We start from the raw sequence: 24,759 nt of genomic DNA on the forward strand, positions 1-24,759 counted from the left end.
AAGTGAAATTGTTAATAGGTAAAGATTATAATATCAAAAAAAAAATGGTGATCAGTTAAAATTTCTGATCACCATTTTAATTATTTAATGTCCTTAACAGGTTCTTTTTCAATTAGTAAGAATCGAATGCCCCATCCAGGAACGTTTTCATTAGGTTGATAAGCACCTAAATCATCTCCATGAATGTTCGATACTCGTATCTCTTTTACTTGTTTTGATGTTTCTAATGATAACTCTTTATCACCCGCAGAAGCATTTAAAACAGTCACTAATACTTGATCTTTTTTCATTGGTCTTGCCGCCGTAATGATCATCTGATTAGATGTTGGACGAACAAGTGGTAAAAACTCGTTATTGCCATTTTCACTAATCAGAAGAGGTTGAGAAACACCCGTACTAAACTTCTTCGCCTGACTAGAAACATATGCACCATGAGGTTTCAATACGAAACGGAAATCATGCCATCCATCTTGGCTTGCTTTGTAGTTTGTTTCCCAATAGTTGTTCATTAAGTAAGCATAGATGGTTTGAGTAGGTTTTACTTCATTAACCCATCCATAACTTAATGCATCTGTTGTAATTTCACCTAACTCAATCATAGGAGCATCTGGAGAAGCCCAAGTAACACCATGGTCTAAGTTAGATACATCTACATAACGCTGAACCGTGAAATAGTTTTTACAAGAACCAGGTAGTTGTTCTTTTTCTGGAATATACTCACCGAAAGGAACATCAATTCTAACAGTACCACCATCTACTTTGAAAGGGAATGCAATGTGAACACCTTCTGGATCGTAGATATTTGTTTTGTTGATTTTGTTCTCGATAGCTATTTCATTAGAGTAAGCATTAATCGTAATCAAACGCTTCCATTCTTCCGTACCAGGAGCTGATGATGAAATTTCGATAGTCGAAGTTAAATCACCTTTTTCAATATATTTGATAGTAACATCATTACCCGTAGTTAAAGGAGATTGTGGGTTTCTTCCTTTTACATAGTAATAATCATTAATACCTTTTAAAGCTTTTGTATCAGCTAACTCTTTCTTTCTGATTTTATCATATAATGAAGTGATCGCACCAGTTTCAGGGTTAATTTCTACTTTGATTTGGTCATTTTCAAAACCATTTTCATGGTTGATGACTTTTTTCACTGTAGAAGCTTCACCTGGAGTGACGAAGATCTCTTTAGAACCAAAACCAGGAATAGTAGGAATCCATACGGCCAAGTTGCCATTTGATAAACGTTGAGTAGGGAAGACGTCGCCCTGACGGTTCAAGACAATATCACCTTGTTGCGATTGCTCTGCCGAAAGGGTAATCATATCTGCTCTTTCCCAAGAAACAGTGTTGGTTAAAGTTACCCCTTTTTCATCTTTTGTCGATGCCAACGCTTTTTGTAGAATTGCATCTGCAATACTATCCGCTTTTATAGCGAATGATTGTTTTACAGCCCATTGTGAGTGTACAAAATCAGCTTCTGGTTCTGAAATGGAGTTGTAGGCACCCCAAGTATGTTCGTTATATAAAAGCACATATCTCCAAGCTTGCTCGAATTCTTTGTTAGGAATTTCAACATCATTCATTGATAATAATGTCATTGCCTGCGATAATTTCTCAGAGGCATTTCTTACTAAAGCAGTTTCTTTTGATGTAGAACCTGCGCCATCTTCCCAATAAGGAGTAAAATCACCTTTTACTACAGGAAGTTCATCGCCATATTTATCTTCAAATGCTTTAAACGATTCTGTAGTTGTCGAAAGTAATACTTTTGGAGTTTCGTACTTTTCGTTCCAAGCTTTTACTGTTTCAGAGATTCCTTGATCTACTGGTCCGTTATCAGATCCTACTGTATAACGAAGTGTTGTGATGTCGTAAGGATAATTTCTTTCGTTTAATTCATTCAGGTAATCAAAAACAGATTTTGGAGTCAATAATACTTTCAAATCAGTAAAACCTAAACCAGTATGGAAGTGAGAATAACCTTTTTCATGTACCCAAACCAATACTTTTTCTTCACCAGAAGGAGAACTCCAATAGAATGGACGGTCACCCCATGTAGAAATAGTAGAACCAATTCTATGGAAAACGTTAGTACCAGCAGATAAATATTTCACACCTGAGTGTGCTAATACAGGAACCATACCCCAAGTATAGCCAGGAACGTCAGTAATCATAGCAGACTCTAAAGGAACACCTGCTTCTTTTGAAACTTCTAAAGCATCAAAAGTAGATTCTACCAACTCTTGAGGGTTAGATAAACCAGTTAACATGTTACCATATAAACCATCCAATTCGATAGAACCGTTTTGTACTGCTTCAATAAAAGCAGCTCTTTTTTCTGGTGTTGCATTTTTAAGGTAGCTTTCAACAGCCCACATTACTTCAACTGACCACTTAAATTTAGATCCTTCAGGGAAATCTTGTGTTTTCTGACTCATCATTACTGCGTCATCCAAGTTTTTCCATTGTACTTTTTCTACCTCATCTTGAGTGTGAGTATATCCAATGTCAACATGAGAGTGGTGCAATAAGTATAAATCGTAATGTTTTACAGGATCAACAGTCAGTGTTCTATCATCAAGAATTTCTTTACCTACTTTAACTTGAACATGTAAATCTTGAGAAGAAGTAACTTTGTCTACTTCAATTCTAAAGATGTTAGCACCAACATTCAGTTTTACTTTTTTCTTCTCTTTTCCAGCAATAATTACAGCATCAGTTGGATTACCATAATGTAAAACAGTAGCTCTTAATTGTTGTTTAGGCCCTTTTTTAGTTTTGATAACTGCAGGTTCTTGTTTCCAACTCACATTGCCACCAACACCATAACGGAAGACCATCATCCAGCTTGATTTTCCAACATTTGGAGCCACTACTTTCATGCGGATAGGCTCACCTTTAGGAAGGTCTTCTGTTTTCACTTTTAAGAAACCGTAACCAAAAAGGTCACTGTAAGCGTCAATCATCGTCCCTTTAAAAGTAAATGTAGAGGCATTAGGGCCTGTTGTTTCTACATCTTGTAAAATACTTTCTTCTGGAGCCGTGAATGTAAAATATTTTTTATCGTTGATATAGATATCATAGTTATACTGAGCTCTATCGATGTCAACACCCATAATTAAGCCGAATTCAACGAATTTACCATTATAATTTTGGGGAACTTCTTCCGCTTCCCATTCCATTACTTCTTTACCTTCTTCACAACGCACAAGCATGGCTTTGTTTGCGTCTTCTTGAGGCGATTTGTAAGGCATTATGTCTCCGTGGATATAATTGGTATACCCTTTCAGGAATTTACTTTCTTGAGCAAAAGTGTTTGAAATTAGAATTAGCTGTAATAAAATGAAGCTAAATAAAATAGGTTTCTTCTTGAGATTCATTGCGGTGGACTTATTTAATCGATGGTTAGTGGATTATTGTCGAAAGTGTTAAAGAACACTCTCTAAATACCTTTATTCTCATACTTTAATTTGGTGTGATATGCTTAAGTCTATATGTTTAAACATACCTACAATGCAAAAATGAAAAATTTTGCGTAAAGTGTACACCTATTATTTGTTAAACCACATTTATTAACATTGTAAATTCAATCGGTTGAAGTTTTTTGGATGGGTGGTAGTATTGTCTGACTTAAATGTCTGTATTACAGTGAATACATTTAAAATTAGGCTGTATAAAAATCTAAATATTTGATTATCAAATGTCTTAATCTAATCATAAAAAAATGATGAATTTAATAGTCAAAACAACCATAACTTTATTAAATTGGTACATAATATAGACTGTTTTGGTGATATATTATTGAATAGAGTTGATGTTGATTTTCAACCACTCGTATGAAAAAAGAGAACTCGTTTTAAAACTAATGAATGTATTTATGAATTTTAGACATTCCCTGATAGGGTTATTATGTTTAATCAGTTTCTTTAGCTGTTCGGAGCAAGAGAAATATGTATCTAAAGAAAAAATTAACGATAACATTCTTCAAGAGATAGCTGTTCCTGTCTCAAAAGAGGAAAATCGTGTTGTTACTTATACCAATAAAAGAAGTGCCTACTTCCAAACATCTTCACACATTCTTAACTCCGAATTATACAGTTGGTTTGATGGCTGGAACGTTGGTCAGAAAAGAATATTTACAGATTATAAAATTGAAATTGATGGGAAAGCGTTCGATCGTGAAAATGCAGAGGTGATCGCTTATCCTCATTATTTACAAAGAAAAACGGATCAGGCTGTAGAAAAATTAATTCTTTTTGATGATCAAGATGTGATATATGTTTCTCTAGAAGCAGTAAAAGGGGAGAATACAAAATTAACCTTGTTAGGTGACCAAATCAAAGAAACAGGAAAAGATAAACAAGCTACTTATTATACCTCCTCGGAAGATCCTTCTAAAGTTTTGGCAGTAGCTCCTTCTCACAAAGAAAATATTGATGATGATGGATATGCAGCCGTTACAAAATCGGGTAGAGGTGGTTTTTACATTTCTATTGCAAAAGATAAAGAGGCTGCCGTTAAGCTAATTCAAGAAGCAAGAGAACATCATGGCGAGTGGTTTAAAGAAAGAACGCAAAGAATGACGGATTTGATTACGGAGAATACATACATTCACTCGGAAGATCCTCACTTTGATAAAGCATTAGCATGGTTAACACTAACGATGGATGGTTTAGTAACCCACCAAAGAGGATATGGTATTTACGCGGGTATTCCTTGGTTCAACGAATATTGGGGTCGTGATACTTTCATCTCAATGCCCGGTGGTACTCTAGTTTTAGGTGAAACAGATATCGCTAAAAAGATTCTTCTTTCATTTGCCGATGTACAAGACACTAAATCTTCATCAAAGTATTATGGTAGAATTCCAAACATTGTAAAAATGGAATCCCTAAACTACCATACTACAGATGGTACACCTCGTTTTATTGGTCAGTTATTAGAGTACATCAAATATTCAGGTGATAATACATTGATTAAAACAATGTACCCAACAGTAAAAAGATCAGTAGATGGGGCTTTAAAAAATTGGGTGAATAAGAAAGGTTATTTAACTCACGAAGATGCAGATACTTGGATGGATGCAAGAAGAGAGCCTGACAAGGTGGCTTATTCTCCAAGAGGTAGCTTTGCGAATGATATTCAGGCATTATGGTACCAACAGTTAAATGCAGCTATTTATTTTGCTGAAGTAACCAACCATAAAAGTGATGCGAAGAGATGGCAAAAAATTGCTGATAAAGTGCAAAATAACTTTATGCACGATTTCTTTGATGGTACTCATGCGTATATGGCTGACCGAATTGATCATGACAACCAACCTGATTTCCAATTCAGACCCAACCAACTTTTTGCGATGGACTTCATTACAAATGATGAGCAAAAAATGAAGTTGACTAGAGAAATTTGGGAACATTTAGTTTACCCTTGGGGTGTGGCTTCATTATCTCAAGAAGATCCTAATTTCCATCCATATCACTTAGCATGGGAGCATTATCATAAAGATGCTGCTTACCATAACGGTACAATTTGGCAGTGGAACAACGGTTATGCTATGCAAAGAATGATCGAAAGTGGTCAGGAAGATATCGCCTTCCAACTATTCCAAAACATGAACGTTCAATCTTTGGATATGGGAGCCGTGGGTAGTATGAACGAAAATGCAGATGCTTTCCCTCACGAAGGTAAAGATTATCCTAAATTAACAGGTACCTACATGCAAGCATGGTCTAATGGAGAGCAATTAAGAGTATGGTATCAATATTTCTTAGGTATTCAACCTAATGCTATCGAAAACAAATTGGTAGTGGCTCCAAGAATTCCATCTAAATTAAATCAATTCAAATTCAAAGAGAAGATTTTTAACGATCAGCTTGAAGGTGAATATCAAAATGTTGATGGTGTTGAGACCTATACTTATACTCTAAAAGAAAAAGATATTCAGTTTGTTTTTAATCATAAACTCTTCCAAGATTTAGAGATTGATGTAAAAGCTGGAGAAAGAGTAAAAGTGACAAGAGATCAAAAAGAATTGACTTTAACTGTTTTCTCAAAAGAAGGGAAACAACGTGCTCTCAAGAAAGCACATCTTGACGATGCTTTATTGGCAAGACAAGCACAATCTGATGAAATTTTTGAAGGAACTAATTTCTGTAAGCCTAACTTTGATAGGGAGTATGCTTGTATGAAAGAGACATTTCAGAAGAATTAAAGATTAGTTTAAGACATAAAAAAGGTTATTGTTTTCATAAACAATAACCTTTTTTACTTAGAGTTAATTCTAATTATTGTGCTTGACTGTAAACAGACATCGTATATTTAGCAACCCAAGACTTATTTCTTTTGTCGATATAATCGTAACCCAAAGTACCTTGCTTATACCAGAAACTATCTTTTTGATAATTTAATTTGTTACTCCCTGCAGTTACTGCTTTATAACCATGTGCTTGAACTAATTCTTGCATATAAGAAACCGAAGCTTCTCTTACAGCTTCCTTACTTCTGCCAATAAATTGAAGGTCAAAACCAACTAATCTTTTTTGAGAATCAAACTTACATTTATAAGCAATATATACATCACCCATATTTTTCTTGTAAACTTTTTTCCCGTTGTAAATAATAAAGTTCTTTTTATCTCTATCTTCTTCCTTACGGTATAATTTTTTGAACGCTTTGTAATCCATTTTATAGGTGTACTCTTTGTCCAATAATAATTTTTGTGCGAATAAGGAAGATGACCCTAGTAAGAAAACAGTTAAGATTAAAATTAATTTTTTCATTAGTTTCTTTTTGGTTTATTGAAATTCATCGTCTTTCAACGATTATATAAATATAGACAGTTTAATTAATAATTCAGACAATTTATTCCTCATCTAGTTTTTAGAAATAGGTCTAAGGAACAATTTCTATTTCTGGATTAATCAGTTTCAACTGTTTACAGAAATCGTCCGAATACTTTGGAGTAAAATAGATAGAATCATATTTATGATAATAAATAATCATTCCCTTTTTAAATGATAAACCAATTTTTAGACCAACATACATTCTTGTATTCAATTTGATTTTTCTGATTTTATCGATTTTTATTTCCCCATCAAAAGGCCCTGCTTTATAGGATACAATTTTCTTTTCCTTGTCAATAGTCATATAGGAAGTAACTAGAAATGAAACGATTAACACCAAAGATAACCCAATAATGACTAAAGGGGGAACAATTGGTAAAAGAGGACCTCTACCAAAAGTCACTATCAATTTTGAAATGACACTAAATAATATGATAAGAATTGCAATCCAAAAAAATTTAGCAACAGGTTCTATACGGCTATAAAATTTGATTTTCCTCATTGAAGTAGAAATATAGATGTGAGGGTTGTATTTTTATGTTTTAAAGTAACAACAACTACTTAAGATACAAAAAAACTTTGATTATGGAAGAATCTAAGATAAAGCTTATCAGCAAAGAAAGGGTATATCATGGACATTTGAATGTAGACAAAATCACTTTTCAACATCAAAAATATGATGGATCTATGTCAAAAATTATTGATAGGGAATGCGTGGTTAGAAATGATGCGATTGCAGTTTTGCTTTATAATTCTTCAGAAAATAATTATTGGTTTGTAGAACAAGTTAGAATTCCGACTCTTTTTAATGGAAACGGATATTTATGGGAATGTGTCGCAGGTCTAATTGATGATGGAGAAACAGCTGAAGATGCTGCAAAAAGAGAAGTTTTGGAAGAGGTAGGATATGCGGTACATCATTTAGAACATATCTCAACATTCTATTCCACGCCTGGAGGATGTTCAGAAAAGGTCCGTTTGTATTTTGCTCATATTGGTGAAAAACAGAATGAAGGAGGTGGTTTAAGTACTGAAAATGAAGATATCAAGATTGTGAAGTATACTGCTGAAGAGTTAAAACAAATGTATTTTGATAATCAAATTGAGGATGGGAAAACATTATTAGCGATACAATGGCTTTTTTTACATTACCCTCAAATATATGATAACAACCTATAGATCATTAAGTAAAGCAAGCTAACTTTGTATGTTGAAAACTGAGTAGTATTACTCTCATATCAAATCTAATAATTAGTGAAAAACGCAAAGAAGAGTTTCTTAAAAGAGGTTTGGGATATCGCATTACCTGTATCCTTACAAAGTGTGCTTCAGTTCGCTCTAAGTATGATCGATCAAATTATGGTGGGTCAGTTAGGGGAAACTGTCATTGCCTCTGTAGGTTTAGGTAGCCGTTTATCTTTTATTTTCTTGGTGGCCATAATAGGTTTAGCCAATGGGGCAGGCGTTTTTGTTGCTCAATTTTGGGGAAGAAATGAAAAGGAAAAAATCTCTTACCTATTAGGTGATTTATTCAAAATTGGTTTTTTAGTCACCATTATTGGTGTAGGCATTAGTGTGGCTTTTCCACATCAAATACTCTCTATGTTTTCAGAGGACCCAGAGGTAATAAAATTAGGTGGATTATATCAGCAAATTATTGCCATTGGATTTCCTGCAGCTTTATTAAGTGCGTCCTATAGTGCCTCCTTAAGAAGTATCGGTCAAGCGAATTTGGTGTTAAGAATCAGTTTGATAAAAATAGTAGTCAACACCGTACTCAACTATGTACTTATTTTCGGAGTTGGTTTTATTCCAGAAATGGGCATGGAAGGAGCTGTTTGGGCTACCGTAGTGGCCATGTGGTTGGAAGCCATCATTTTATATATTTTAGTCCGATACAAACAATTCCCAGGTGATATAAAATGGAAGCATCTTGTACATTTCGATAAAGATATGTTACTCCCGTTAATTAGCATAAGTGCTCCTTTAGTTTTGGGAGAAATTTCTTGGGCAATGGGAGAGACAGGTTATTCGATGATATACGGTAGAATGGGCACGGTGGATATAGCAGCCATGACGATTACCATTCCACTGCAAGTATTATTCTTTGGTTTCTTTACTGGTTTAGCTTCAGCAGCTGCCATATTAATTGGATACGAATTAGGGCAAAATAATTTCAGAAAGGCAAAACTCTATGGAAACAAGTTTACCATTAATACTTTTTTGGTAGGTATTGGAATGGCAGTGTTCATTGCATTACTCAGTCCTTTATACATTAGGCTTTATGAAGTGTCTCCAGCGGTTTCCGAGTTAACTCAGATCTTATGTTGGATCTTTGCCTTCTTATTCCCTATAAAAATGACCAATTACATTACTGCAGCAGGTGTTTTAAGAAGTGGAGGCGATACTAAATTCACCACCTCTTTAGGCCTTTTTAGTACTTGGTTATTCTCTATTCCACTAGGAGTAGTGGCTGCTTTTTACTTCGATTTACCAATTTATTGGGTGTATGTAGTGGTCTCAATAGAAGAGTATTTAAGATTATCAGTCTACATTTGGAGAAAAAATACAGGGAAGTGGGCAAGAAATCTAGTCAAAAAATAAAGGCTACTCTATCGAATAGCCTTTGCTGTAATTTGGCATACTATGCACCTGTACATCCAAAATCACAACTGAATTTCTTTAACTAAATATACAAATTTAAAGTGTTAGGAGCAACACTGTTTACTATTATAAACACAAAACTTAGAAAAAGGTTCTGAGATTATATCTTTTCTTGATACTCCTCTTTCAAAATAGACATGACTATTTTATCATGAAATTCATGATCTCTGTAAGCTGCTTGCCTTAGTCGACCTTCAAGTTTAAATCCTGCTTTTTGATAAGCTTTTAAGCCACCTGTATTGGGTTCAGAAACAGTCAACATAATTCTATTAAGTCCCAATTCAGTAAACCCAATTTTTATAATTTCAGTAGTTGTTGCTGTGCCATAACCTTTGCCCCAATAGTCTTTATCACCAATAAATATATAATACTCTCCAGATTTATTTGTGGTGGAGATATTACTGATGCCAGCATACCCAATAAAGTTGTTTGTTCCCTTAATGTAAATCCCTTTATTGAGATTCACTCGATCATCAATTACTGTGTTAAACCATTTTTGAATTTCCTGTTTACTATTCAGTTTCTGAAAAAGAGATAGAGAATATTTGATGACTTCTTCATCATTGAGCCACTGATAAAATGAGTTGACATTTTCTTTTTGTATTGGTCTTAATTCAATCAAAATAAAGTTTTGTTTATTTCTAATTTAATTTTATTTAAATGTAAAAAATCTGACCCGATAATATCAAGTCAGATTTCGTTGTTCCAATTCTGCATTATTGATAATGCAATAGATAATTCTGATTATATATTTAATTACGATGTAGTATCCTTATTTCTATTCAGAATAAGCATCAATAATTCCACCTGTTAAACGGACAATTTCCGTATTGGTCGATATCAAATTATAGATGGCTGTTAATCTCGAATTTTGAGCATCTAAATATTGAATTTGAACATCTCTCAAGTTAAATGAGTTGATTTGTCCATTTCTATATCTTTCAGTCGACATATCCATGTTCATTTGAGCAGCAGTAACTTGTTCTTCAGTCAATTCTAAAATTTCTCTTTGAAGAACATAAGTATCGTAAACCTGCATCATTTGATTATTCAAGCTATGCGACATTTGTTGTGTTTCAATGTCAGCAATCTGTTTGTTGATTACTGCAATTTGCTTTGCACGTCTTCTGCTACCTCCCATATAAATTGGAATAGATAATGTAGCACCAACAGCACCACTCATACCATCAATGTTGAAGTTGGGAATACCTTCCGCACCACCATAGTTCGCCGTATATTGGTAGTTTGCAGTACCAGAAAGGGTAGGCATAAATGCTGCCTTAGCCAACTCAATATCTTTTTGTTTGATGATCTGATTGATATAATTGTTTTTCAAAGTAGAGTTATCAGCATTCACTCTCTCAATTAGATCTGATAAAAGATAATCTTTTTCAACGGCCTCAAAACTTTCGGTAAGGCTAAATAACACTTGTTCTGCTTGAGGAACACCCATAATAAAGTTCAAGTCTCTTAATTTCACTTGAAGTTTATTTTTTTGTTCCAATGAGTTTCTTCGGTCTTCTAACCAAGCATTTTGTGCTTGAAGTACATCATAGGTTACCGCTTGTCCTAATTCTTTTTGTGACATGGTATAGTCATATCTTTCTTTCGAAAGGGCTGCTAATTGTTCGGTAACATCTAAACGTTGTTGTTCTAAAAGTGCTTCGAAATACCCAATAATGATATCCTTAATTGTATTTTCGATCACTACTTGCGCATTACCCTCAGAATAGTTTTGCAACTCTTCTAACTGACTTTTATTGATCCAAACTTGGAAACCATTAAAAATAGTAAAGTTGGTTTTTACCGAAGGAGTGATAATCCCTAAGTTGGAATTCATGGCATGAGACCAGTTATGGTTCCATCCTAAATCTGTAGATACCGTTGGATATAATCCCGCGTTTTCCAAAGTGTTATTGATTTCAGAAATATCTACATTTTCCTTAGCGATCTTAATGTCATAATTATTTTCTAAACCTTCTGAAATCGCATCAGCAAGACTTAAATTAACTGTTTGAGTGACCAAGCTATCACTTTTACTCTGAGCGAAAATACTGCTTATAGAGATCAAAGTAATTCCTAAGTATATGAATATTTTTTTCATTGAAGTCTGTTGTTAGAAATGATTCAGAAAGATGCTTTTGAAAACACCCCACATCCTTCTGAATCATCATTTCAATATTTATTAATGATTGACTAAACCTTTATGTTGATCAGTTGCCAATGCTTCATTTACTTGTTCCATTGCTTTTTCCGCAGCGATTTCAGTAAATACATTTTCTACTTCTTCTCTTGTTGGTTTCTTACCTGACAAGATATATTTTTTACCTCTTCGGATATCATTTACTACTTTCACTAAAACAGGTAGTATTAGTAGAATGAAAGTGGTACCAATCAAAATACCGTAGGATAAGGATACAGCTACAGGAACCAAGAATCTTGCTTGTACTGAAGTTTCCAAGATCATTGGATACAAACCAATAGTTGTGGTTAGCGTAGTTAATAAAATAGGTCTAAATCTTGATTTACCAGCATTGATAAGGGCTTCATCAAATGATAACCCGGCGAGTAGATCTTGATTAAATTTAGATAAGTAAACTACTGCATCATTGATAATCGTACCTGATAAGGCCACCATACCAAGAATTGAGAACATCGAAATAGCTTGACCTTCGATACCATGTCCCCACATTGCACCAATAACTCCTAAAGGAATCATCGCTAGAATCATAATTGCTTGAGTAAATGATCTGAAGTGGAACATCAAAATCATCACGATAAATAAGAAGGCAATAATGAAGTAGTTAAATAACTCTGTTGAATCTTCTTTCGACGATTTTAACTGACCTTGATACTCCGTTCGAACATCAGGATACATTTCTTTCATTACCGGTAGAACCGTTCTTTCTACTTCTTCAATGATAGGAATACTTGGATCGTTAGCATTCAATAGGAAAGCTTCTACTCTAATTTCTTTTTCACCGTTGTAGTGGTTAATGGCCACCGGACCACGTGTTACTTCGAAATCAGCTAGCTGAGCTAGAGGATACATTCCATCCATTGTACGGATACGCATTCTTTCCAGATCACCTAGAGTGCTTCTATTGTCCTTCTTGTAACGAACATATATGCGGATCTCATCTTTATTTACCTGAAGTCTTTGTGCCTCTGCACCGAAGAAACCATTTCTTACTTGTGTCATTAAACTGGCTTCCGTAAACCCAAGTGCATAAGCTTTAGGTTTCAATGTTAAACGGATTTCCTGACCACCAATTTGGTTGTTGTCCATTACATTATATAGTGCAGCTTGTTTGTTTAGTTCTGTTTTCAAGAAATCTGCAGCACCCTCTAACTGATCGTATTCATGGCCAAGTAAGGAGATCGATACAGGGGCACCCCACATATTATTGGCACCGACCGATAACTTACGAGCAGTAGGTTCCTCACCAATCATTTCATGAATCTTTGCTTGAATGGTACTCACATCAATAGGAGATTCAGAAAGATCCTCAAGAATAACGAAGACCTGACCTGTATGTGTACCAGTCTCTGCACCATTAAAGGCGTTACCGATACTCACAAAAGATGTTTTGATGAAGTCGAAATCTGTATTATTCTCTTCTTTAAGAATGTCATTGGCTTCCCAAGCTATATTTTCATATCTAATCAAATACTCTTTCGTACTGTCTTGGTGAATACCTGGTTTTAAGGCCAAATCAATATTAAAGAAATCACCCGGAGGGGCAGGGAAGAAAGTCATTTCTATCACACGGCCACCAATTAATCCAACAGTTAGAATAATTGCAGCTGTAGGGATGGATAAACCAAACCATTTATAATTTAATAAGAATCTTAAAATTGGAACATAGACTTTATCTCTAAAAGCAAAGATTACTTTGTCCAATTTCTCTCTTACAGTATTGAATTTACTTTTCTCTTTTCTTGGTGTAAGTACCTTAGGGTTACTTACGTGGGCAGGAAGAAGGAACATACCTTCGAATAATGAGAACAATAAACAGAGGATTACTACCAATGCCATTTCACTCATCATTTCCAAACCTGATTCTAAGAACAAGAAAGGGAAGAAGGCGATAATTGTCGTAGATACCGATGTTAATACAGCAGGAATTACTTCCATTGTACCATCAATTGCGGCTCTAATAGGGGATTTACCCATTTCGTAATGCGTAAATATATTCTCGCCAATTACAATACCATCATCTACGAGGATACCAATAATCAAGATCATACCGAAAAGAGAGATCATGTTTAATGTGACACCCAACAATGAAGCGAAAATAAACATACCCAAAAATGAACTTGGAATACCCCAAGCTACCCATAACGATAATCTAAAGCTTAAGAATAATGATAAAGTGATAATCACTAATACAATACCCATTAAACCGTTTTCAATCAGCGTATCTAAACGAGAATTTACGATAGTAAGGAAGTCAAAACTGATCATCATTTCTGCATCATCATGCGAAGCGTTAAATTCCTCAACATAATCATTTACATACTCAGAGATCTTTTGAAGGTCTTCCGTATTCAGTTTTTGAAGTTGGATAGAAATATTTCTTTTCCCCTTATTCCATACTGCATTTGGTACGTCTTCAAACTGGAAATGTACATCAGCTAGATCGCCTACTTTTAGAACTCTACCGTCTGCAGTAGCACGAACAACAATGTTTTTGATATCTTCAGCATCTGCTGATCTATATCTTGCCAGTACTGAAATCTCTTCACGAGAGTTTTTAATCGTACCACCTGTTACATCAATATTGTTACTCGCAATAGCCTGTTTGATATCCTCAATAGAGATATTGTATCGACGTAATAAGTCTTCATCCACCTCAATGGATATTTCCGTGTTAGGGTACCCAGAAATTGAAATCTGAGAGATGATTCCTGAAGCTAAGAAATCGTCTTCAATACGTTGAGCATACTCTTTAATAGTACGGAGGTCATCACCTTTTAAGTCCAAATACATGGCACTTGTAACTTCTCTTTTCTTGGCTACTGAAGGTTTTTCAGCACCGGCAGGGAAGTTGGAAATACCATCTACTGCGTTTTTGACATCCGTAAGTACTTCATCAATATCAGCTTTTGCTTGAGTTGTGATGGTTACCGTGGCAATGTTTTCTGCAGAAACAGATTTAGTTTCTTTAATGCCCGGAATACCTTTGATTTTATTTTCTATCAATGTAGTTACCCCTTCATCCATTTCTTTTGGTGAAGCACCTTGGTAGGCGACAGTAACTGTAATAATTCTTGATTCTAATAGTGGAAATGAAGCTTTTTTCATTTGGAAAATCGCAAATCCACCTAGTACTATGATCAGCAATAATGACATGTGGGCGTAAAACGGCCTTCTGACAAATGCTTCTACAATTTTTCTCATCTTACTTTAATTTGGATTTGATTAACCTCTGATATTTACTTTAGCACCTTCTTTTCCGTTAAAGATGGATTCTTCAACCAGAATATCATTTTGATTTAATCCCTGAATAAAATAACTGTCGTGGTTCGTTTTAATCACTACAATTTCTTTTTTTGCCAATGTGTTATTTTCTACAGTAAATACATATTTTCCTTCCATTACAGCTTCACGTGGTAATTCAATCACATCTTTAATAGTTTCACCATTAAAAGTAACTTCAACGAATTGACCTTCGTAAATCTCACTTTGTGAGTTTGGATGAATATTTACATAGATTTTAATAGTTTGTGATTGTGGGTCTACAATTTTAGACTTTCTGATCACCGTTCCTTGAATAGTTTCAGGAATACGACTTTCAGTTTTTACCATTACTTTATCACCTTTGTTAATCCATTTAGCATTTAAAGGCTCCACTTCAACAACTACCTCCAAAACATCTGTTCTAGAAATAACACCAATTTCAGAACCTGGAGAAACAATAGATCCTGCTTCTAATCTAACCGACTTGAATGTTCCATTGAATGGAGCATAGACTTTATATTTTGCTAGATTAATTTCAGCTTGTTGGATCATAAAGTATTCAGTAATGACATTTCTTGAGGCCAAGAAGAAACGCTCTTGATCCGAGTTAATTTTAGGTAATTCAGGGAGAGGTTTATCTATTTTAACTGAAGTAAAGAAGTCATACCATTTTTGATATTCATCGTTATAGTCAATTTTAATATCTGCTAAAATAGAAGCAACCGTATTCATAAAGCTCGATTTATTCGACTTTAGAGTAGCTTTCACATCCTCATCAAATACATGAACTAAGCTTTGTCCTTTTCTAAAAGTATTTCCTTCCTTTAAACGCACATTAGTCGGAACAATTCTGCCCGCAACCTCTGATGATAAAATAAATGTTTGTGCAGCGTTTACTCTACCATGGAAAGACTGGTCGTTCTTTACATCAGTAAATTCAACTTTTCCTGCTTTAATCGAAATAACTTTTTCTTGCTTAACTGCTTTTTTGGGAGTGGGTTTATCTTTGATAAGTTTAAATGAAATAAATCCAGTTATCCCTACGGTTAGGGCTATTGCAAGGAAGCTAATAATATTCTTAGACATTGCTATATTAATGATTGTAATGATATGTTTTTTCTACTTAAGCGAATTAGCATTAACCACCCGTCTTATATAAATTAAATCAACCAATGCCCTTTTATTTTCAACAAAACAAAGAACACGATCAATTTTATAGTTTATTGATGATATCTTTGATTTTGTAGATGAAAATTAACTATTGGTAGAACTTCCTATTAATTATCACTTTCAATCTGTTCATTTGATAAAAAATTAGAAAACAATGTTCGGAAAGCTGACCAAGTCATATAAATTTGCCCTTTTTACATTAGGTCTATTTCTATTCATGTTCATGATAGATTATTGGATTGGGCCTATATATTCATTTACAAAAACCTTATTAAACATAAGTGTTTTCATAATGATTGTTTTAGTCAATTCAAAAGTTCTTATACCCAAATTATTTATAGCCAAAAGCAAGAAAGCATGGTACGTAGTTTCGGTTATTTTACTTTACATTATCACCATAAAAGTATCTTTATACTTTAGCGAGATGATGTTCCCGTTATTGGATCAAGAAACATTTTTTGCAGAAAACGAACATTTAAGAGAGCCTTTAAAAGGCGTATTAGAATATAAGTGGATTTACCCTTTTGGGTTTGGAAGTGTGTTTATCTTACTTACTATTATTATATCAACTATTTTGACAGTAAGTGAATATGATAATAAACGAAAGGAGAAAGAAACAAAGTTGAAGGAAGAAAAGATGGAGGCGGAGTTAAAGTTTTTACGTTCTCAGATCAATCCTCATTTTTTGTTTAATGCATTGAACAACATCTATTCTTTGTCTTACATGAATATGCCCACAGCACCTGATAAAATTGCACAGTTATCAGAAATGTTGCGTTATTTATTGTATGATTGTAATGAAGAAAGAGTAGAACTATCCAAAGAGATCTCTTACCTTCATAATTACATCGACTTCCAACAAATGAAAACGGAAGACAATCAGAATATTCATTTTGATATTGATGTAAAGAATAATAATCGTTTAATTTCTCCTGTTCTTTTAGAACCATTTGTAGAAAATGCATTTAAGTATAGCAGATTAGAAGAAGAAGACGATGAAGGGTATGTAAAGATAAAACTTTCAGAAAACGATCAGTCTTTAAATTTTTGTGTGATAAACTCTAAGAGTAAAAACACTGCAAAAAATAATGATCCTACTAAAGGTGGAATTGGGATTAAAAACGTTCAGAAGAGATTAAAATTGATTTACCCGAATACACACCAATTAACGATATCCGAGGAAAAAGAGCATTTTGAAGTTAAATTAGTTATTCATTTTAATGCATAATAAATGAAGACCATAAAAACAATCATAGTAGACGACGAACATTTAGCGAGAAGCCTAATTAAAGATTATGTATCAAAAGTGCCTCAACTTGAATTATTGAGTGAGTTTAAAAATGCAATTGATGCTTTGACTTTTATACAAACCAATGAAGTGGATCTAATTTTTCTTGATATTCAAATGCCTAATTTAACGGGTATTGAGTTTGTTGAATCAATTCAGCTGAACAACACTTTGGTTATTTTTACAACGGCTTACTCAGAATATGCATTAAAGGGATATGAGTTAAATGCGTTTGATTACCTTCTAAAACCTATTACTTTTCCAAGATTTTTACAATCGATAAACAAAGTGATAAAACAATTCGACCTCATTCAGTCCAAAACATCTGATGAGGAACCAGTATCCGAGCAGCAATCAAAAAATATCGATCAAGTAGTACCCAAAAAGGATAGTATTAGTATTAAAGCAGATTATAAACTTCACCTTATCAAATATAGCCATTTAAGATATTTAGAAGGGCAGAAGGAATATGTAGCTTTTCATACCACTAATAAAAATATTCTCGCTTTAGTATCATTAAAAAAGTTGGAGTCAGAATTACCCAATGATCAATTTATCCGAATTCATAAGTCTTATATCGTCAATAAATCTGAGATTGAGAGCTTGGAAGGGAACATGTTAAGTTTGGGTGATGTAGAGTTACCAGTGGGTCAAAGCTATAGAAATCAGTTACTTAAATTATTTGAGTAAAATATCAAAATTATTTATAGAACATTACTTACATCTGTTGTTATTGGGTCGTAAATTAGCATTATTGACTGATTTTGTGTATATTATGAGAATAAATGTGATTGATTAGTGAGGAAATCCTCCTAATGAATCAACCATTAACTTTTTACTCATTTAAATAATCTATAAATATGAATTTTACACCAAAACGTCTCATTGAAGATCCACATGATGTTAAACCGTATCCATCGGTTGATCAGTACATGACCAAAAAACTAATCGTTTTCAAACCAGACCAATTTATTGAAGAAGCAATGGAAGTACTTGTAGAGAAAAAAATCTCTGGTGCTCCGGTAATTAACGATGAGGGAGATTTGGTAGGAATGTTATCCGAAAAAGACTGTTTACACATTGTTCTAGAAAGTAGATATCTTAACTTCCCAGCATCGCAAGGTAGAGTAAAAGATTACATGACAAAAGCGGTAATGTCTATCACCCCCGACAGAGATGTGGTAGAAGTAGCGATGCTTTTTAAGAACTCATCATATAGAAGATATCCAATTGTTAAAAAAGGAAAGCTTATTGGACAAGTAAGTAGAAGAGATATTTTAAGAGCTGCCATTGATTTAAAATCAACTACATGGTAGTCAGTTAATATTGACTTATTCTACATCCAAACTTATTTATACAGACAGGAAAGGGAACGATTTATTTCGTTCCCTTTTATTTTATATCAAAATGATAAATTATACAGATTGCTTTTTAGCAGCATAAATATTTACGGCAACTTCAATGTTGTCTTTAATTGCTTTATCACCTAAGTCAGAGAATACAGAACCCGACTTATATTTGATGTCATACTTAGTTCTATCAAATTCAATTTTTGACATTGCATGCATTTCTCCATCATGTGACATAGTTTGAACCACAAATGTAACAGGAGCAGTAATACCTTTAATTGTAAGGTCTGCAGTTACATTTAATGCACCGTTTTCACCTGATTTTACTTCTGTTAATGCCAAAGTTGCTGTAGGGAATTTGTTTACAGAGAAGAAATCATCATTTTCAAGATGACCTTTTAACTTACCATTTTTAGGATTGTCAGCAGCATAGTCTTCTACAGTAATAGAAGTCATGTCGATTACAAAAGTAGAACCAGCGGATAACTGACCTTCTTTAACGACTAATTTTCCTTCTTTGATAGAAAGCTTACCAAAATGCTCGTCTCCAACGATTTTAGAACCTTTCCAGTGTAAAGTACTTTTCTCTGCATTTACATTATAGTCTCCGTCTTCGAAGGCTACAACGTGAGAGTGTGATCCTGAACCATGATCATGAGTGTGTTCTCCGTGTTCGTGAGTTGCTTCTTCATTGGCAGTGCTTTTTTTCTCACCGCATGAGAAAATACCAAAAGAAAAGATTAGAAGAATGCTTAGAAAGTTTAAAAATTTCATAGTGTGAATTAATTATTTGCCCCATTTACCTCTTCGACGGTAATAATGTTGGGGTACATTGAAAAAATAGGAAATCTAAATCCTACAATACTAAAATTATAGGTCTTGTTTTGTTGTATTTTGGCATACACATCAGATGAATTAAATTTAAACCAAATCCATGTATCGATGTTTTCAAAAACATGGGCTTTGCCTTTTTCATCCATTGTATATATCAGATATTTTCCTAAACGGTCTTTACTTTTATTATCGTCTAAATTGCCGATACTACGTTCCGTTTTTGTAACTGTAGCTGTTATTGTTCTTCTATTTACTTTCGGGAAAATCCATACGAAAATGATAAACACAACAACTGCGATACCAATATAAAGTGCTTTTTTCATTAATATACTTTTTTAAGAGGTCCTTTTAGTCTCTGTTTACGTTTTGTATTTTTTTCAATATATCGAATTTCTATCTTTAATTCCTTAATTTCTTCGGGAGTTCTTTTTCTCAAGACCTCCTTAGTCACAGGATCAATTTCAAATTTCAAATTTGGTTCCATAAGTGGCGAAAGGGTAGATGCAACGCCAGAAAGTACCGTTTTCACCCAATAATTAAAGATAAATTTATTTTGGTTTCTCACATTATAGATGTGTCCTTGTTTCATCGAAGGGAAACGAGGATTCTCTTCTCTTATCAAAAGGTTAGCAACAGAACTGAAAAAGGCATTTCTTTTCAGGTTACCATCTTTCTTCTCTTTTTCTTTAAGAACATCCACCTCTAAGTTTTTATACCTAAACTGCATATTTCCCACCGCCAAAGAATCGTCTGCCAATACTTTAAAATACATTCGTTTTAAATGACCGTCTTTCACTTTGATCATTTCCAAACGTTCAATTAGAGGATTCAGCTTTACTAAATCCATTTCACCTACTTCACCTTCATAATAATAAGTACCCAAAGAGTCTAAAGGAGGCATTCTTAAATACATTTTTAAATCTCCGCCATTATTCATCAAAGTACCTTTTACAAACATTTCGGCAAACGGAATGGAGTCTAATGTTGATGTATTATTGGTAATATTAAAGATTTGTCCTGTAAAGTTGTTCAACTGAAATTGTCCCGAACGTCCGCCAGTAGAATCAATATCCATTTGCGCATTCTCTACAGCACCCTTAAATTCTTCGTAATCGATACTACTATCTGTAATTGTAATACTATCTAAGTTAAAAGTGATAGGAGCTTCCTCAAATAATGTATGAGGCATCTTAGGTTGTTTTTTAAATGGGTCGACAGGAATTGATTTATCTCTATATGCTGATAAATTGAGCTGATCAATTTCCAATCCATTCAAATGAAGAGAATCTCTATAGACATATTTTTTGAAATGAATTCCTCTTACCAATAAATCGGGTATATTCACTTCAATTCTATCCGTTTGAAACTCGTTCACTACTCCAAAATCCTTTTTAGAATAGTTAGGATCTACTTCGAAATTCTTTACATAAATATCTTGATACTGAGAATTATAACTAAGTGAATCGAAATTGATAGAATACATGCCGTTACTTAAGTTGATAGAGTTTTTTCCAACTTGGGCAACTGCACTTTTTAAACCAACATAATATTCTTTTTGTAGTAATTCTTGGTTGATATCGAATTCTTTAAGAGTGACATGTATATTCTTTAATGAGTTTTCTGAAGATCGAGCGAGTAAAGATTCTTTATGTGTTTTTACCACTGCAGTATCTAGTACCGTAGGAATCAAAGGGTAAATTTCAACAGTTTGACCTATAGTATCTTTTAGTATTTGATTAATTAGATCAAGTTTTTCATCTTTTGAAAGCTTGGTTTTCCTTCTAATTCTTTCTGATTTTCGTTTTACTTTAGCTTGTGTAATGTTGGATTGTTTTAGAACAACAGTAGACTTTTCTCTTTCCATCAATCGTGAGTAAGTATTGGTCTGTTTTGGCGATCTAAAACTTATTTGACTGCTGTCAATATCTATATAACCAACATGAATTGATGTAAACTTAGTAAGAAGGTCTTCTATTTTTTCTTTAGGGAAATTCTTTTCAGCAAAAGTTCCCTCTTTCACTTCTTTCTTCTTTCGTTTTGCAGGAGTGATATAATAGATGTTTTTACCCAAAACAGAATCTATATCAATTTTCTTCTCAAAAAGTAAAGGTTTAATTCCTGCACCCTTCAATTTTAAATCACCGATAGCTAATGACATTACTGAATCTAAATTAGCTACATTTTGAAAGGCCATTTTAGGAGTAAAATTCGTATTTTTTAAATATAAACTATCGCCTTTACTATCAGCAACAAAAAGTGAGGAAGTGATTTTCATAGGGTTTTCATCACTTTCTAATTGCAACCCTTTAAAAGTGACATAAAAGTCTTCTGGACGTATATCCCCAATATGATTTACACTATCAGGATAAGATTTGATCTTGCTTAGTTGAAATTCACCACCATAAAATGTAACAAAATTATTTTTTTGAGGTCCGTTATTTACCAATAATGCAATATCATCTGCGGTTAAATTAATTTTCCCAACATTAATGTATTGAAGAGGTAATGGTTTCTTTTCTTTTACTTTAGGTTTCTTTTCTACTTTAGTACTATCTTTTTGAGGTAAATTGATTGAAATAATTCCTCTTAAGCCATCAATATTTATCTCATCTGCAACTACTTGTTTTAAATTAGTAAGTAGATGATAGTCAATTCCTTTTACATTAATTTCATTGATACCACAAAGAAGGTGATAGTTTTTATTTAATTTTTCATTTGTTGGCGTGATGGTTAAACCATCTATTATTAAATCTTGCGTAGAAGATTTTAATTTAACTTCAGAAACTCGAGCTTGATGATGAATCTTTTCAAAAGGGAAGTAAAGATCATGTAATTGGAAAGTCAACTCATCCCAGTTGATAGAGTCCTTATCCAGCCTAAAATTATCCATAGTAATGCCAGAAGAATTACTCTGAACCAAAAGTGATTGATCAGGATTATATACAGATAGAGGTCCTTTTAAGAAGATAAATTGATTGATTTGAAGATGCTTAAAAGGCGTCTTCTTTGGCTTATTCTCTACAAATGTTTCTTTTATCTTCGTAGCGTCTGCCTCTTCTTGTAATTGTTTTAGAGGTAGATTAATGTCAGCACTTGGTATGTCAATAAAAATTCGCTCAACACTTAAAGAATCAGTCGCTAAAAACTTCCTCCATGAGATTTGTTCGATAAAAACCACATCTACAAATGTGTTTATTTTTACTTTTTTGTTTTCGGTATGTTGACTTGAAATATTTACACCATGTACTTCAAAAGATGAATCTGTTAATGTAAATGCGGCTTTATCAAGAATAATATCATAATCGACAACATCTTCAACTTGTACATCATAGAGTTTAACATCACCATTACTTACTTTAAAATTTAAAGGATCATGAATAGGCAATAGTAAAGTATCAAGATGAAGTTTGAAGTTTTGTACTGCTACTTTCTTATCGTTATATAAAGAGTCTTCCGGAAGGTGTAAGGTAACTTTTGCCTTATTAATTGAAGTACTGTTTATTTTAATAAATTGATGCTTTCTTGGGGTTTGTGTTTTCTTACTTTTTTCTTTCTTCTTAGGTAACCAAACTTCTACATTTGGTTGATTTAGCTCCATGGTATTTAATGCCAAAAGACTATCAAGTGGTTGTTGTAAAAAAGTGCGATAGTCCACTTTAGCCATTTTAAAGCTTTTAGCCGATGCTTTTATTTTTGCATTTTCACCAACTTCATTTGAAATACGATAGGGAGCATAATATGGTCTATATACCCTTAAATTTTGATACTTTGAGTGATAATGAACACTTCCAACGCTAACATAATGTCCATTATTTAAACTCCAAGATTGATTTTTTAATACAAAATCAAATTGAGAAAAAAGTAAAGGAATTTTATTTTTTAAAGTCGAGTTATTAACTGTAATATCATTAATATGAGTGGAGAAGTCTTTGATTTCTCTTTTGCCTAGTGCCGGACTCTCTAAAGGCACATTAGCATTGTTTAAGCTAAACTCTTGAACATGAATATATTTTATAAAAGGAGGTAGAGGTCCTGATTTCTTTTTCGTTACCTTCTTTTTATTTCCAGTTGATCCTAAGTTTAATTCAACCCTAGGCTGCGATAATTCTATTCTTCTTATATCTACAATACTATCATAAAGGAAACTCTTTATATCGATACCTTCTAAAGAAAAAAGGGGAATTGTTGCACCTGAGATAGGGGTTTTCTTATCTGAAATTTTATATAGTGAGGTATTATAAACTGTAAGTGAACTATCATAAGATGAAAAATAGAATTTCCTTAATGATATTCCGATAGGGGACTTTTCTAATTCTAATTTTAAGTCTTGAGACTCAAACTCTAAAGCACCTACATGAAACGGAACCAATTCTTGATAAAGAGTCGAAGAATCTAGATACACATCATTTATTTTTGTATCTAATTTTCCAATATTAACTTGTTGTTCAGTGCTCTTAGTGTGATCTATGAAATCAATTTTAGAATCAATGATCTCAATATTTCCAATGCGATAACGATTGAAATTCTTTTTCTGTTTAACAAAAAACTTTTTTAGCCCTTCAAACTTTTCTTTATCTGTATCCTTTAATTTGGTTTCTTCAACTTTACCGAACTTATATTTATGTATTTCAGCTTCAATACCATTAAAGACAATATTGCCGACATAAATTTCTTTTTGAAATACAGCTCTTAGTAATGAAATATTTTGAAGATTGATGTTTTGGGCATGAATATCAATTAGATTTTCTTTTTGATTCCATGGAAGACTATCATTTTTTGCAACAAATACACTGTCAGGAATAAACCGTACATTGTTTAATGTAATAGACCCACTAGATAAAAAATCATGTATTGACCATCCAGCAATAAGCTTAACATCAAGATCATCATACTGTACAGAATATTTATTTTTTGTAGCTGTTGCAACTCCTTTTTTCAGTACAATTTCACCAACAATTTCTTCTGCATAATTATTTAAGGCAACATGAACCACCCCAAAAATGATAAAAAGAAGAACAATTAAGCCAATAAAAGAGTATAAGACTGCATTGGCCACTCTTCTTCCTAAAGATTTGGCTTTCTTTGGTAAATCATTCTTAGATTTCTGTTGATCGTTATGTACGGGATTTTCTTTATCCATTCAAA

Annotated in this window: 16 protein-coding genes; 6 read left to right on the forward strand and 10 right to left on the reverse strand. The window is 33.3% G+C overall.

Annotated features, from left to right (window positions below; translation table 11 throughout):
• Positions 1-80 precede the first annotated feature (80 nt).
• Positions 81-3,383 carry a glycoside hydrolase family 38 C-terminal domain-containing protein gene (locus MY04_RS03010; protein WP_066206117.1) on the reverse strand — a complete coding sequence of 1,101 codons (3,303 nt, stop codon included), beginning with the start codon at positions 3,381-3,383 and terminating at the stop codon, positions 81-83.
• Between the two features lie 497 nt (positions 3,384-3,880).
• Between MY04_RS03010 and MY04_RS03015 the strand changes: the two genes are divergently transcribed.
• Complete coding sequence (locus MY04_RS03015; RefSeq protein WP_158297532.1) at positions 3,881-6,214, forward strand: amylo-alpha-1,6-glucosidase; 2,334 nt, start codon at positions 3,881-3,883, stop codon at positions 6,212-6,214.
• Between the two features lie 73 nt (positions 6,215-6,287).
• Here MY04_RS03015 and MY04_RS03020 read toward each other — a convergent pair whose 3' ends face one another.
• Together MY04_RS03020 and MY04_RS03025 are read right to left on the reverse strand one after the other, a co-directional pair.
• Positions 6,288-6,782 (reverse strand): hypothetical protein, encoded by a 495-nt coding sequence (locus tag MY04_RS03020; protein ID WP_066206122.1) that lies wholly within the window; start codon positions 6,780-6,782, stop codon positions 6,288-6,290.
• Between the two features lie 112 nt (positions 6,783-6,894).
• A complete protein-coding gene (locus MY04_RS03025; protein ID WP_066206124.1) occupies positions 6,895-7,347 on the reverse strand; it encodes a PH domain-containing protein in 453 nt (150 codons plus the stop codon).
• An 83-nt stretch (positions 7,348-7,430) separates the two neighbouring features.
• On the opposite strand from MY04_RS03025, the gene MY04_RS03030 reads away from it, so the two are divergent.
• A complete protein-coding gene (locus tag MY04_RS03030; RefSeq protein WP_066206127.1) occupies positions 7,431-8,024 on the forward strand; it encodes an NUDIX domain-containing protein in 594 nt (197 codons plus the stop codon).
• Positions 8,025-8,099: 75 nt separating this feature from the next.
• Positions 8,100-9,449, forward strand: a complete 1,350-nt coding sequence (locus MY04_RS03035; protein WP_066206129.1) for an MATE family efflux transporter — start codon at positions 8,100-8,102, stop codon at positions 9,447-9,449.
• 160 nt (positions 9,450-9,609) lie between these two features.
• Here MY04_RS03035 and MY04_RS03040 read toward each other — a convergent pair whose 3' ends face one another.
• From MY04_RS03040 to MY04_RS03055, 4 genes are all read right to left on the reverse strand, one after another.
• Positions 9,610-10,131: a GNAT family N-acetyltransferase gene (locus tag MY04_RS03040; protein ID WP_066206131.1), complete on the reverse strand. Its 522-nt coding sequence runs from the start codon at positions 10,129-10,131 to the stop codon at positions 9,610-9,612.
• A 156-nt stretch (positions 10,132-10,287) separates the two neighbouring features.
• Positions 10,288-11,613, reverse strand: coding sequence for a TolC family protein (locus MY04_RS03045; RefSeq protein ID WP_066206136.1), 1,326 nt, complete (start codon positions 11,611-11,613; stop codon positions 10,288-10,290).
• An 81-nt stretch (positions 11,614-11,694) separates the two neighbouring features.
• Positions 11,695-14,913, reverse strand: a complete 3,219-nt coding sequence (locus MY04_RS03050) for an efflux RND transporter permease subunit (protein WP_066206139.1) — start codon at positions 14,911-14,913, stop codon at positions 11,695-11,697.
• Between the two features lie 21 nt (positions 14,914-14,934).
• The gene (locus MY04_RS03055) at positions 14,935-16,059 is read right to left on the reverse strand and encodes an efflux RND transporter periplasmic adaptor subunit (protein ID WP_066206142.1); all 1,125 of its coding nucleotides are present in this window, start codon (positions 16,057-16,059) and stop codon (positions 14,935-14,937) included.
• A gap of 376 nt (positions 16,060-16,435) precedes the next feature.
• On the opposite strand from MY04_RS03055, the gene MY04_RS03060 reads away from it, so the two are divergent.
• The 3 genes from MY04_RS03060 to MY04_RS03070 all read left to right on the forward strand — a co-directional run bounded on the left by MY04_RS03060 (position 16,436) and on the right by MY04_RS03070 (position 18,747).
• Positions 16,436-17,371: a sensor histidine kinase gene (locus MY04_RS03060; RefSeq protein WP_066206145.1), complete on the forward strand. Its 936-nt coding sequence runs from the start codon at positions 16,436-16,438 to the stop codon at positions 17,369-17,371.
• 3 nt (positions 17,372-17,374) lie between these two features.
• On the forward strand, positions 17,375-18,121 hold the full coding sequence (locus MY04_RS03065; RefSeq protein WP_066206149.1) for a LytR/AlgR family response regulator transcription factor: 747 nt from the start codon (positions 17,375-17,377) through the stop codon (positions 18,119-18,121).
• Positions 18,122-18,291: 170 nt separating this feature from the next.
• Positions 18,292-18,747 (forward strand): CBS domain-containing protein, encoded by a 456-nt coding sequence (locus MY04_RS03070; protein ID WP_066206151.1) that lies wholly within the window; start codon positions 18,292-18,294, stop codon positions 18,745-18,747.
• Between the two features lie 99 nt (positions 18,748-18,846).
• Here the strand turns inward: MY04_RS03070 and MY04_RS03075 are convergent, their stop codons facing one another.
• From MY04_RS03075 to MY04_RS03085, 3 genes are read right to left on the reverse strand one after another with little or no spacing between them, the layout of a single operon-like run.
• Positions 18,847-19,554, reverse strand: a complete 708-nt coding sequence (locus MY04_RS03075; RefSeq protein WP_066206154.1) for a YceI family protein — start codon at positions 19,552-19,554, stop codon at positions 18,847-18,849.
• A gap of 8 nt (positions 19,555-19,562) precedes the next feature.
• Positions 19,563-19,937 (reverse strand): DUF1523 family protein, encoded by a 375-nt coding sequence (locus MY04_RS03080; RefSeq protein WP_066206157.1) that lies wholly within the window; start codon positions 19,935-19,937, stop codon positions 19,563-19,565.
• Positions 19,937-24,754: a hypothetical protein gene (locus MY04_RS03085; RefSeq protein ID WP_066206162.1), complete on the reverse strand. Its 4,818-nt coding sequence runs from the start codon at positions 24,752-24,754 to the stop codon at positions 19,937-19,939. The genes MY04_RS03080 and MY04_RS03085 overlap by 1 nt, the downstream gene beginning before the upstream one ends.
• Positions 24,755-24,759 lie beyond the last annotated feature (5 nt).

This window comes from Flammeovirga sp. MY04 (genome assembly GCF_001682195.2).
GTDB lineage: Bacteria > Bacteroidota > Bacteroidia > Cytophagales > Flammeovirgaceae > Flammeovirga > Flammeovirga yaeyamensis.